Genomic DNA, 12,620 nt, shown 5'->3' with positions numbered 1-12,620 from the left:
ATAAGATTTTTCAAAAAATGATAAATTAGGATATTCATTACAATAAAAACCCGCCTCCTATCAGGGCGGGTTTTTATCCGGTTATGCTTCCTGCAGGCTTTTGTCAGGTTCGCACCATTCTTCAGCCCATTTCTGGAGCTCTTTCATGAACGGTTCGATGGCTTTTCCTTTTTCAGTCAGTTTGTACTCTATTCTCACCGGTGTTTCCGGATAAACTTCGCGTTCTACAATACCTTCCGCTTCCAGCGACTTCAGGCGCTCGGACAGGACGCGGCCACTCACACCCATGGAGGATTCGAGGTTGCAGAAACGTTTAGGCCCGTCAATCAATTGAAAGATAATCAGACCCGTCCATCTCTGACCGATGACACCCATGGCATTTTCAAATTTTGGACAGATTGAAGTATCCATTTAATCACTCCTCGCAGAACATTATAACCCTACATATAGTATTTTTACAAATGAATATGGTTCGGAAGGAAAAAACTTTCGTCTTAAATATATTGAAATTTCTGTTTTTATGTTGTAATGTGGTCTTGTTGTCATACAAGTGAAAGCGCATTCATATAGTGGGAGGGAAGAGTAATGAGGAAAAATATCATCATGTTCCTGTCGTTGATGCTGGTGTCTTTGTCATTAGCCGGATGCAACTTCGAGAAAAAGGAGATATACAATATTGCAACGGCATCAACAGGTGGCACCTATTATCCTATCGGTGTAGGGATGGGGCAGCTATGGACCGAGCACTACAGAGATCGGAATATCAAGTTCAATGGCCAGTCTTCAGCAGGTTCTGTTGAGAATATCGATCTGATGAAAAATGGAGAGGCCGATATGGCCATACTACAGAATCTTATTTCCACACAGGCCTCTGAAGGAAGCGGAATCTATGAAGGGGAAGGTTACGGAGAACTGAGAGCGATTGGAATGATCTGGCCAAATGTTGAACATTTTGTAATGATGGATTCTGAAATAGAATCCGGAGACATCTCCGATATTGAAGGGAATTCATTTTCAGTCGGGCCGCAGGCGAGTGGAACAGAGCAATCTACCCTCACGATGATGGAAGGCATGAGAATGGATAAGAGTGATATCAGTCCGGAATACCTCGGTTATGATGATACAATTTCATCGATGAGGGACGGGCGTCTGGATGGCGGTTCACTGCCGGCAGGCACACCAGTTTCAGCCATAACAGATATGTATGCAAGCGGGCTTTCGGCAGATATCCTTGAAGTTACTGATGAACAGCTGGAAGAAATTAATGGAGTTGTCGATGCCTGGTACAGGTATACGATTGAAGCCGGAACATACCCGAAACAGGAGGAAGATATCGAAACCATCGCCCAGCCGAACGTCCTTGTAGCAACGACGGAGATGGATGAAGAGATGGTGTACAACCTGACAAAAATATTATTTGAGAACAGGGACTTCATGATCGGTGTACATAATTCCGCGAGGGAGATGCAGGTCGAAACTGCACTTGATGGGTTGAACACCCCACTTCATGCAGGAGCATATCGATATTTCAAGGAACAGGGAGTAGAAATCGAGGAACGGCTGATTCCGGAAGAAGTGAAGGAAGGGGATGGAGAAAATGAATGAAAACACTCAACGGTATGCCGCTTCTGAAGAGGCTGAGATGGATATGGCTCAAAGAAGGCTCGAAGGATGGCCATCCAAAGCTGCGGCTGTAATAGGAATCATTTTATCCATTTTTGTATTATTGACATCCAGTTACCTGAACATGCAGGGGTTCTACCGTAACACCATTTTCATCGGTCTGATAATGGTACTTGGTTTTTTCATCTATCCATTCAATAAAAATAAACCCGGGCAGAAATTTTCATATCTGGACATTTTCATGATTGTCATGTCAGTCATCTCAGTCGGTTATATTACATTGAATTATACCGACCTGCATGTTGATCGTATGTCGCAGGCAAACACTATGGATTATATTTTCGCGGTGCTGTGCATACTTGTGCTATTCGAAATAACAAGGCGGGCGATTGGTTGGTTCATACCGGTGCTGAGTGTTCTTGCCATGATCTATGCGATTTATGGTGCATATTTCCCGATTGATTTTGCGCACTCTGGCTTCAGTCTGGAACGCTTGCTGTACAGAGTGTACATGACCTCGAATGGTATTTTTGGGAGCACACTGTCCATTGCATCCACTTATATAGTGCTCTTCATACTTTTTGGTGCTTTCCTGAGCGCAAGTGGAGCAAGCAGGCTCTTCAATGACCTTGCTCTTGCAATTGCGGGACAGAGGCGCGGCGGCCCGGCACAGGTTGCAGTGATCACAAGTGCCCTGACAGGTACTCTGAACGGGAGTGCGGTGGCAAATGTGGCAACCACTGGCGCATTCACCATTCCTTTGATGAAAAGCATCGGCCTTAAAGGGAGATTTGCAGCAGGTGTGGAAGCGGCGGCATCAACCGGAGGGATGATCATGCCGCCGATAATGGGGGCTGCAGCCTTCATAATGGCGGGCTTCCTGGGTGTACCTTATACGACCATTGTGATTGCAGGTATTGTACCGGCTCTCCTATATTATATTGCACTTGTTTTTGCAGTGGATACGGAAGCGAAAAAACAGGGGCTTAAAGGTCTGAGCAGGGACAATATACCTGAAGTCAAGAAAGTGCTAATGGAGAGAGGGGCTTTGCTGCTTCCCATAATAGTCGTGTTTGCAGTGCTTCTTGCAGGAAAAACGGCAATATTTGCAGGTTTTGCCGGCATCATCACTTCCATCATCACCTCCTATCTTACCAGGGACAGGAGTAACCGCATCACCATATCAAGATTCTTCGGGGCATTATCAGACGGGGCGAGAGGTTCCATACAGGTGGCTATTGCCTGTGCTGTCGTCGGCATCATCATAGCAGTCGTTTCCATGAGTGGTATCGGTTCCATGCTCGCCTATAATGTTATCGACATTGCAGGGGGCAGCATGTTCCTGGTGCTTGTCATGGTGATGGCGACCTGTATCATCCTGAGCTTTGGCCTTCCATCTACGGCACTGTACATTGTAGTTGCTGTTACAGCAGCACCAGCACTGGTGGAAGCGGGAATCTCACCGCTTGCAGCGCATTTCTTTGTATTCTACTTCGGTGCCATGTCCAACGTAACCCCGCCGGTAGCCCTTGCCGCTTATACCGGGGCCGGGATAGCAAAATCCAATCCGATGCAGACTTCATGGACAGCCCTGAGACTCGCGCTTCCCGGATTCATCATCCCGTTCATCATCGCCTACGATCCCATCCTGTTGTTGGATACAACTGAAGGGCCGGTCAATTACTGGAGATTCGCAATAGTAGTCGCTACAGCACTCGTCGGTGTATATGCCCTTGCTGTAGGCATGGGCAACTTTGTAAGGACCAGGATGAATATAGTTGAAAGAATACTGTTTGTTGCAGTGGCGTTCCTGTTGATTACTACAGATCCGATGTTTGATCTGGTGGGTATTGTATTGTTCATTGGTGTGATGACCATTCATTGTGTAAAAAGTAAGAGAGTAGTGGAGGCGCAAAATTAAATGAAGCCAATAAGAAAAGAGAAATTATCCGAACTCATCTATGAGAATATAGTCGGGTTGATCAAGGGCGGTGAATACGAGATAGGCAGCAGACTTCCTTCAGAAAATGAATTGGCAGCATACTACGAAGTCAGCCGGGCTCCTGTAAGGGAGGCAATCAGCAAACTCATTTCCATGGGATACGTGGAATCCAGCCAGGGAAGAGGGACGTATGTCAAAAATATATCGGTAGCCGATGAGATGAAGGGATATACCTATGGTGACTTTGATAAAAAGGAGTTGTTCGATCTTTTGGAAATGCGTACCACATTGGAAGTGCAGTCAGCAGGACTGGCAGCAAAAAGGCGTACGGAAGAAGATTTGAGAAGAATAGACGCTGCTCTGGGTGAATTTAAAAAAATCACCCAGAACCAGCGGATCATAGGAATGAAAGCAGATTATGATTTTCATGAGGCAATCGTCATAGCAACCAATAATGATTTTATGATCCAGACATTCAGCAATCTGCAGAGTGTTCACCGTGATGCACTGGAGTTTTCATTAAAACTGAATATAGGTAAACCGAGAAAGCGTGAAATGGTCTACGGTGAGCATGTCAGAGTATTTGAAGCGATCAAGGATGGCGATGCTGGAATGGCATCCCGAAGGATGGAGGAGCACCTTTTCAATATGAGAAGGAAGCTTGGTGATGACAGAATATAGCGGGAGGCAATTATGGAGCATGTTGTTTTGAAGGAATTTGAAAATATAATGGGAAAACGTCTTTTGACTGAAATTGACGACAGGATGTCCTATGGATACGACGGGTCTTTCGGCCAGTACATCCCTGACTGTGTGGCCCAGGTCATGTCCACTGAGGAAGTGCAGAGAATAATGGAAATTGCGGACTGGCATGAAATTCCAGTCTGTGCCCGCGGGGCGAGTACGAGTCTGTCGGGCGGACCTTTGCCGGTCCGCGGCGGTATTGTGCTCGATTTTTCGCAATGGGATACCAAGCTTGAAATATACCCGGATGATCTGATCATGAAAGTCAGTCCGGGTGTCAGGACGGGGGACATACACAAACTGGCCGAAGCGCATAATCTGATGTATCCCCCCGATCCCTCGTCCTCTTCGATCTGTACCATAGGCGGGAATCTTGCAGAAAACGCCGGAGGTCCCAGGGGGGTCAAGTATGGGGTCACCAAAGATTTTGTGATTGGTCTGGAAATTGTCACGGCGGATGGGAAAGTTTTGAGGACAGGCGGCAGGACGGTCAAGAATGTGACGGGTTATGATCTGACGAAGCTGATTGTCGGATCTGAAGGTACACTGGCTGTCATTACGGAAGCGACTTTACGTCTGATACCGAAACCGTCCGACACCAGGACGGCAATGATAATTTTCGAAGATCTGTATACAGCCGGGAAATCCATATCAAAAATACTGACATCGGGTGTCAGGCCATCCAAAATGGAAATACTCGACCATAACGCAATCAATAAGGTGGAGGACTACGCCGGGCTCGGTCTGCCGAGGGAAGCAGTTGCCATAATACTCGTTGAAGTGGATGGTGATCCGGACGTACTTGTGAAAGAGCTGGGCATTGTCAGGAAGGCATTGAGTGAAATCGGAGTGGAAAATGTGCAGGTAGCATCGAATAAAGAGGAGGAGGCCAGGCTCTGGCAGGTGCGCAAACTGGTGTCTCCTGCAGTCGTCTCAAGCGGTTATACGAAAATTTCCGAGGATGCGACCGTACCGCTCAGCAGAATTCCGGATATGTTCAGGAAAATCGATGAGATTAAAAAGAAGTATAATCTGAATATTGTAGTCTTCGGCCATGCAGGGGACGGAAACCTGCATCCGACAATCAACACGGATATGCGCGACCCGGAAGAAGTGGATCGGGTGGAACGGGCTGTTGAAGAAATATTCAACTATGCAATTGAACTCGGTGGAACACTTTCGGGCGAACACGGTATAGGAACGATGAAAAAAGCCTTCCTTGCCACGGAGATGGGCGAAGAGGGAGTGGCATTCCAACAGGCGATAAAGCGTGCCCTGGATCCAAAAAACATTTTGAATCCGGGAAAAATATTTCCTGAAAAAGGAGAAAAAAGGTTAGTGTTGCGCAATGACTGAATCATTGGTTGAAAAACTGGATTATGAAGCGACTTTTGACTGTGTACAATGCGGCTATTGTCTGCCGGTCTGTCCGACATATATCGCTTTCAAAAAAGAGAAGCATTCCCCGCGGGGAAGAATCAACCTCGTCAAACTGGCAGCGGAAGAAAGAATATCGATTGATGATATGCAGGAAGGCATCGATCTGTGCCTGGGATGCAGGGCATGTGAGACGGTCTGTCCGACAAATGTAAGGTACGGGGACATCCTCATGTCAGCGGTGGAAGTATTGAAAGAGAACAAACAGATGGATATCGTGGAAAAGGCGGCCAGGACATCATCATTCAAGTTTGCGCTGAAGAATAAGAGAGTGCTCGGACTGATCAACAGAGGCATCTATGCCTACCAGTCATCCGGTATGAAAAAAGCTGTAAAAATGACAGGTATCCTGGGAAAGTCGAAAAAGATGGATCAGATGAACAGGGCGATGCCTGACATCATTTTAAGCAGGCGCATTACGAGGAACGTCAACCCTTTCAGAAGGAAACGTCTGTCGGTCGGCTTTTTCGAAGGGTGCATCATGGATGCATTCTTCGCAAATGTGAACAGGCTGGCTGTGAAAATAATGCAGAAAAATAATATACAGGTTACGAATATACCGGGTCAGACATGCTGCGGCGCCCTGCAGCATCACACAGGTGAATCGGAAGAGACTCTGAAGCTTGCGATGGAAAACATAGAGGCATATGAAAAATACGACTTCGATTATATTGTCAACACGATCGGCGGCTGTGGAGCGACACTGAAAGAATACGACAAATTATTCGAGCCGGGTACAGGCTGGCATGAGCGGGCAAAGAAGTTCACCGGGAAAGTACGGGATATTTCCCAAATCATGGCGATGATCGATTTTGATTTCAATCATGAGATTAAAAAGAATGCTGTATACCAGCCTTCCTGCCATCTTGAGAATGTCCAGCAGGTGTTTGAAGCCCCGCTGGATGTGATCCACCAGGTGCCGGGGTTGAATTATATGGAAATGAATGAGAAATCACTATGCTGCGGATCGGCGGGAATATATAATATCCTCCATTTCGATGAATCCATGCAGATTCTTGACCTCAAGATGGAAAATGTTAAAAAATCAAAGCCGGACCTTATCATTACATCGAACCCGGGTTGCCATATACAGATGAAACTGGGTGTGGAGCGTGAAGGTCTGGCTGATGAAATTGAAGTGAAACATATTGTGGAAATAGCGGCAGAAGCTTGCGGGGTGAGAGGAAATTGAAAACAGACATACTGATAGTAGGGGCAGGAATCATAGGACTGAGCACAGCATATCACCTTTCGGAAAAATTCAGGGACAGAAAGATCATTGTTCTGGATAAGGAGGGGGAGGCGGCGAAGCATCAGACTGGACATAACAGCGGTGTAATCCATTCAGGAATCTATTATAAACCAGGCTCATACAAGGCAAGGTTCGCACGTAGCGGCTCCAGGTCCATGATGGCATTTTGTGACAAACATAATATTGATTATTCACAATGCGGCAAGGTCATAGTCGCAACAGATGAAGAAGAAATACCGAGGATGAAGAAACTGTATGAGCGCGGCCTGGAGAACCAGCTGGATGTCAAACTGCTGAACGGTTATGAAGTCAGGGAGATTGAGCCGTTCGTGAATACAGCCGGTGGAATTCTTGTGAAAAATACCGGCATTGTGGATTTCAAAGCTGTGACGGAAAAATTCGGTGAATTATTTGAGCAAAACGGTGGAGAGATACATTACAATACGTCAGTCGAATATGTCACTGAAGAGGATGGAAGAATCACAGCAGGTACGGACGCCGTTCAGTATCAAACAGACTACCTGATAAACTGTGCCGGGCTGTACAGTGATAAACTGGCAAAAATGAGCGGTGTGGACACGGATGTGAAGATCATACCGTTCAGGGGAGAATACTTCAAACTGCATGAGAGTGTTGAACACTATGTAAAAACATTGGTCTATCCGGTTCCCAATCCGGAGCTTCCGTTTCTGGGAGTGCATTTCACCAATATGGTAGGCGGAGGCGTCGATGTCGGACCGAACGCGGTGCTCGGTTTCAGGAAAGAGGCATATAGAAAACTGGGGTTCCATTTTGAAGAAACTAGAGAAATACTCACCTTCCCCGGCCTTTATAGAATGGGTCTTAAAAATATAAAAGAGGCCGTGGGAGAGTATTATCGTTCGTTCAACAAGAAAGCTTTCGTCAAAGAAGCCAGGAAACTGGTTCCGCTGCTGAAGGAAGGAGATATCCAACCAATGGAAGCTGGTGTGAGGGCGCAGGCTATGAAACCGGATGGCAGTATGCTGGATGACTTCCATTTTGAAGAAAATGCAAGGAGTCTCCATGTACTGAATGCACCTTCACCTGCTGCAACATGCTCAATAGAGATAGGGAGGGAAATAGTCGAACGATTTGCAAAGAAAATACGGTGACTTTCCGCGGAAGATGACGATCTCATCTTCCGTTTTTTTATCAGTGCATAAAAATATTTCCTTTTGTCATAAAATGTTCGAAATTTCACTTAAAATAGTTTGATATTTAACCATTTTACAGGGTATAATGTAAGCGTATACAAAATGATGGTTTACATTCCTGGAAGTCTCCTGTAAGGGAGAATTCCACTCGTGAATGTAAACGCATTCATCATGAAGAGGAGGATTGTATGAGACAAACTATTTCTGTGGGATTATTTGAAGATCCTGTTTCAAATCCGACGTTTTCAAAGATCAATGAACTGGTGATCAGGATCATGGAGGCGGGGAATGTTCGGGTGACCAGCATGGCATTTCCGGCTGGTGTGAGTACGGAGAGGGATATGACAGGGGAATTTGACCTGACTCTGGAAATGGCCATGGAAAATATCAAGGTTTTTGAGGAGCATGACTTTGATTACATTGTGAATACAATCGGTGGCCCCGGCACCTCTCTGAAAGAATATGATAAATTATTCGTTCCGGGTACTGCCTGGTATGAACGTGCAAAACGGTTTACTGAACAGGTCCGGGATATATCGGATATCATGAAGATGGCGAAGCTTGAATTCAAGCATGAAGTGGGAAGGACAGCTGTATATCAGTCGCCGGACCCGCTCTCTGATATGGTGGAGGTCTTCGACGAACCGGTGAAGATACTTAAGCAGATACCGGGCCTCGATTATATTGAAGCGAAGCATGAAGAAGATTATGCAAAGCCGGATCTGGTGGTGACCTCCCACCCTGTGTGGTGCGCCCGGATGCCGGTGGACGCGAATTTGGATGGAGTGGATGAACCGGTTGAAGTGAAGCATATAGTGGAAGTGGTTGCGGAATCCTGCGGCATCGCTTCCAATCAGTAATTTATGCCGACGTATTGTAAAAAACCTTCTTTTTCATCCTATGTTCTTGTAAGTCGGCAGAACCTCCTATATATTGAAATTAGCAGGGAACGAAAGTGGGATATATAGTGGTCACTGTAGAAAAAGCATTAAACAACAATGTAGTCATAGGCACAGATGAATTTGAGGAAGTGGTCCTCATCGGCCGCGGCATCGGCTTCAAGAAAAAGGCCGGGGATACCCTTGAGATAGACCAGGCTGAAAAAGTATATAAACTTGAAGGGCAGCAGGACACGAGCAGGTACCAGACACTCCTTACAATGGCGGATGAAACGCTGTTCCAGTCGACCCTCGAAGCTATCGAACTCATCGATGACATGACGAGCGAAAAGATCAATAACCGCATACTCCTTTCTCTGACAGATCACCTGCTGTTTGCGATGAAGCGGATGGAGGAGGGGATGGAGATTTCCAATCCGTTCGTCAATGAAACGAAGGCGCTCTATCCGAAGGAATACAAAATAGCTGAGGCGGTTGTGGAAATGTTCAACCGCAAATATGGCATCCGCCTGCCTGAGGCTGAAGTGGGTTTCATCGCATTGCATGTGCATTCATCAATCTATAACCGTTCCGTCAGGGACATGAACATGTTGTCCGAAGTCGTGCACCAGGCCATTACGATGATCGAGTACGGACTGGATACTAAAGTGGACCAGAGTTCCATCCAGTATGACCGGTTTGTCCGCCATATCAGCTTTTGCGTGCAGCGTGTGATGAACGGTGAGAGTGTGCCGACACAGGAACATTTTGACTCGCTGTTGAAAGCGCAATATCCGGTGTGCTATAATATAGCAGTGAAAATAGTTAAGATGATACAGAACAAACTTCAGAGGAAAGTCTACGAATCTGAAGTTGTTTATTTGACAATGCATATACAACATTTCGAGCATTATTCTAAATAGACGTGTTACCGGAAGGGCATAAGTTTATAGGAATAGTTTATTTAACTATACCTGTATACTTATGCCCTTTTTCTGTTGATTCTGTAAATATTAAATTTTCAGGGGGAATTTATTATGTTCAAGAAGCTTTTTGGCCAGCTTCAGCGCATCGGTAAGGCGCTCATGCTGCCGGTCGCGATACTGCCTGCTGCCGGTCTGATGCTCGGTATCGGTGCGGCAATGCAGACAGAAGCGATGATAGACTGGCTGCCTTTCCTTGAAGCGGGATGGCTTGTAGCCTTGTCCGATATGCTTCAGGCAGCGGGTGGCGTCGTCTTTGACAACCTGGCACTGTTGTTTGCTCTTGGTGTGGCCGTAGGCCTTGCCAAAGGTGACGGTGTTGCAGCAATTGCGGCATTCGTCGGTTACATGATCATGAATGTGACGATGGGTCAGGTGGCAGGTGTGACACCTGAAATGGCTGCTGATGATCCGGCGTTCGCCACAGTGCTCGGCGTGCCGACAATCCAGACCGGGGTGTTCGGCGGTATTATCATCGGTGTCATCTCCGCCTGGGCGTATAACAAGTATTACAACATCAATCTGCCGGCATTTTTGGGATTCTTCGCCGGCAAACGTTTTGTTCCAATTGTTACTGCAGTATTTTCATTCCTGATTGGTCTCGGCATGTACATTGTTTGGCCGCCGATCCAGACAGGCCTTAACGAGGTTTCATTATGGCTGATGGAAGAAAATACGGCTATTGGCGTATTCGCATTCGGTATGATCAAACGACTGCTCATCCCGTTCGGTCTACACCATATTTTCCACGCACCGTTCTGGTTCGAGTTCGGCACATATACAGACGCTGCCGGCAACATAGTTCGCGGTGATCTGAACATATTCTTTGCGCAGATACGTGATGGAGTGGAACTGACGGCGGGTAACTTCATGCAGGGTGAATTCCCGGTGATGATGTTCGGTCTGCCTGCGGCAGCTCTTGCGATGTACCATGCAGCCAAACCACAGCATAAGAAATATGTTGCAGGTATCATGGCTTCCGGCGCACTGACAAGTTTCCTGACAGGTATTACAGAACCGCTCGAGTTCTCATTCCTGTTCGTAGCGCCGATACTTTATGTCGTTCACGCATTACTCGACGGACTCAGCTTCCTGATACTGTACCTGTTGGACCTTAACCTTGGTTATACATTCTCAGGGGGATTCATAGACTTCTTCCTCTTTGGTATTCTGCAGAACAGAACCGAATGGTGGTGGGTCATCATAGTCGGTGCGGTCTATGCGGTTGTCTACTATGTCCTATTCCGTGTTCTGATCAAAGTGATGAATCTGAAAACACCTGGACGTGAAGACGAGGAGAGAACAGCAACGGCCTCCAATGTACAGGAGCTTCCTTTCAATGTCCTTACAGCAATGGGCGGTAAGGAAAATATCAAACATCTTGATGCATGCATCACACGCCTCCGTGTGGAAGTTGCAGATACAGGTTCTGTCAATGAAGCGGAACTGAAAGCACTCGGGGCCTCCGGTGTGATGAAGGTCGGCAACAACATGCAGGCAATCTTCGGTCCTAAATCCGATCAGATCAAGAATGATATGCAGCAGATCATGGACGGCGAGATCACTTCGCCTGAAGAGACGACGGTGACTGAAGATGAAGAGAGTGTAAGCGAAGCGGCAACAGAGATTCAGACAGACGAACATAAAGATGTCTACTCCCCGATCGATGGCGAAGCGGTCGGCCTATCTGAAGTGCCGGATCAGGTATTCAGCGAGAAGATGATGGGCGACGGAATAGCGATCAAACCGATAAACGGTACCGTAAAAGCGCCGTTTGACGGTGAAGTCGTCACAGACTTCCCGACAAAACACGCCCTGGGCCTTGTAAATGAAGGCGGATTGGAACTCCTCATTCACTTCGGACTCGATACGGTGAACCTTAAGGGCGAAGGTTTCGATCTGAAGGTTGCAGCAGGAGACAAGATTAAAAAAGGTGACGTTCTGATGGAAGTGGACCTTGAATATATCAGGGAAAATGCCAAGAGCGACATCACACCAATCATCATCACAGGACCGGCAGGCACTGAAATCGCAGCAAGAGAAAACGGTACTGTTTCAAATGATGATGTAGTAATCAATGTTAAATAAGTTTATGGGGACACATCCGGATCGATATCGCATCCGGATGTGTTTTGTCATTTGTTGTAACACTTTAAAGTCCGGTCTAAAATGGGAAGTGTAAACATCTGTTTTTATGAAAAGGGGATGCAGCGACTGTCGAACTTCTTGGGAAACATCAATGAAATGACACTAATTCAAGAAAATCAGGGTATAGATGACTGAGATAGGATATTCTTACAGGAGGCGATGTCATGCAACGAGATGCTGAATGGAATATTACGCGGAACGAACTGGACAGTGAAGCGGAAAAACTGCCGGCGGAGCGGGATACATGGAAAAAGGATGCCTGGTACTCAGTCATGTTTGAAGCATTCCTTGGGACAGCGGGTCTGATATTCAGGGCGATACGCAGCATATTCAGTGCGGTATGATCGTCAGGCCGCCGGGGTTTCATTGGTGAAAAAGGTAAATGTAAGAAATGATTTGAAAAGACATCTTCTGTAAAAGGGAGGTGTCTTTTTTATG

At 46.5% G+C, this 12,620-nt stretch carries 11 protein-coding genes; 10 read left to right on the top strand and 1 reads right to left on the bottom strand.

Annotated features, from left to right (window positions below; genetic code table 11):
- Positions 1-81: 81 nt before the first annotated feature.
- Positions 82-411, bottom strand: coding sequence for a winged helix-turn-helix transcriptional regulator (locus C792_RS0112045; RefSeq protein ID WP_017549707.1), 330 nt, complete (start codon positions 409-411; stop codon positions 82-84).
- Positions 412-585: 174 nt separating this feature from the next.
- Here C792_RS0112045 and C792_RS0112040 point away from each other — a divergent pair, with 174 nt between their 5' ends.
- From C792_RS0112040 to C792_RS0111995, 10 genes are all read left to right on the top strand, one after another.
- Positions 586-1,605 (top strand): TAXI family TRAP transporter solute-binding subunit, encoded by a 1,020-nt coding sequence (locus tag C792_RS0112040; protein WP_017549706.1) that lies wholly within the window; start codon positions 586-588, stop codon positions 1,603-1,605.
- On the top strand, positions 1,598-3,544 hold the full coding sequence (locus tag C792_RS0112035) for a TRAP transporter permease (RefSeq protein WP_017549705.1): 1,947 nt from the start codon (positions 1,598-1,600) through the stop codon (positions 3,542-3,544). Before C792_RS0112040 ends, C792_RS0112035 begins: the two co-directional genes overlap by 8 nt.
- Positions 3,545-4,246, top strand: a complete 702-nt coding sequence (locus C792_RS0112030) for a FadR/GntR family transcriptional regulator (RefSeq protein ID WP_017549704.1) — start codon at positions 3,545-3,547, stop codon at positions 4,244-4,246. It abuts the gene before it with no gap.
- 12 nt (positions 4,247-4,258) lie between these two features.
- Positions 4,259-5,665 (top strand): FAD-binding oxidoreductase, encoded by a 1,407-nt coding sequence (locus tag C792_RS0112025; RefSeq protein ID WP_017549703.1) that lies wholly within the window; start codon positions 4,259-4,261, stop codon positions 5,663-5,665.
- Positions 5,658-6,938: a (Fe-S)-binding protein gene (locus C792_RS0112020; RefSeq protein ID WP_017549702.1), complete on the top strand. Its 1,281-nt coding sequence runs from the start codon at positions 5,658-5,660 to the stop codon at positions 6,936-6,938. Before C792_RS0112025 ends, C792_RS0112020 begins: the two co-directional genes overlap by 8 nt.
- On the top strand, positions 6,935-8,131 hold the full coding sequence (lhgO, locus tag C792_RS0112015) for an L-2-hydroxyglutarate oxidase (protein ID WP_017549701.1): 1,197 nt from the start codon (positions 6,935-6,937) through the stop codon (positions 8,129-8,131). Before C792_RS0112020 ends, lhgO begins: the two co-directional genes overlap by 4 nt.
- A 230-nt stretch (positions 8,132-8,361) precedes the next feature.
- On the top strand, positions 8,362-9,033 hold the full coding sequence (locus C792_RS14510; RefSeq protein WP_017549700.1) for a (Fe-S)-binding protein: 672 nt from the start codon (positions 8,362-8,364) through the stop codon (positions 9,031-9,033).
- Between the two features lie 95 nt (positions 9,034-9,128).
- Positions 9,129-9,974 carry a glucose PTS transporter transcription antiterminator GlcT gene (gene glcT, locus C792_RS0112005; RefSeq protein ID WP_040608821.1) on the top strand — a complete coding sequence of 282 codons (846 nt, stop codon included), beginning with the start codon at positions 9,129-9,131 and terminating at the stop codon, positions 9,972-9,974.
- Between the two features lie 114 nt (positions 9,975-10,088).
- Complete coding sequence (gene ptsG / locus C792_RS0112000; protein WP_017549698.1) at positions 10,089-12,122, top strand: glucose-specific PTS transporter subunit IIBC; 2,034 nt, start codon at positions 10,089-10,091, stop codon at positions 12,120-12,122.
- 224 nt (positions 12,123-12,346) lie between these two features.
- Entirely contained in the window at positions 12,347-12,526 is a 180-nt protein-coding gene (locus C792_RS0111995; RefSeq protein WP_017549697.1) for a hypothetical protein, read from the top strand.
- Positions 12,527-12,620 lie beyond the last annotated feature (94 nt).

The sequence above is a fragment of the Salinicoccus carnicancri Crm genome (assembly GCF_000330705.1).
GTDB lineage: Bacteria > Bacillota > Bacilli > Staphylococcales > Salinicoccaceae > Salinicoccus > Salinicoccus carnicancri.
Note: the sequence above shows the minus strand (reverse complement) of the source record. Positions and strands in the feature narration are given on the sequence as shown.

Bases quoted from the DNA above. Each gene is read 5' to 3' on its own strand.
- ptsG (WP_017549698.1), top strand. From the start codon at position 10,089: ATGTTCAAGAAGCTTTTTGGCCAGCTTCAGCGCATCGGTAAGGCGCTC.
- C792_RS0111995 (WP_017549697.1), top strand. From the start codon at position 12,347: ATGCAACGAGATGCTGAATGGAATATTACGCGGAACGAACTGGACAGT.
- C792_RS0112040 (WP_017549706.1), top strand. From the start codon at position 586: ATGAGGAAAAATATCATCATGTTCCTGTCGTTGATGCTGGTGTCTTTG.
- C792_RS0112020 (WP_017549702.1), top strand. From the start codon at position 5,658: ATGACTGAATCATTGGTTGAAAAACTGGATTATGAAGCGACTTTTGAC.
- C792_RS14510 (WP_017549700.1), top strand. From the start codon at position 8,362: ATGAGACAAACTATTTCTGTGGGATTATTTGAAGATCCTGTTTCAAAT.
- C792_RS0112035 (WP_017549705.1), top strand. From the start codon at position 1,598: ATGAATGAAAACACTCAACGGTATGCCGCTTCTGAAGAGGCTGAGATG.
- C792_RS0112030 (WP_017549704.1), top strand. From the start codon at position 3,545: ATGAAGCCAATAAGAAAAGAGAAATTATCCGAACTCATCTATGAGAAT.
- C792_RS0112025 (WP_017549703.1), top strand. From the start codon at position 4,259: ATGGAGCATGTTGTTTTGAAGGAATTTGAAAATATAATGGGAAAACGT.
- C792_RS0112045 (WP_017549707.1), bottom strand. From the start codon at position 411: ATGGATACTTCAATCTGTCCAAAATTTGAAAATGCCATGGGTGTCATC.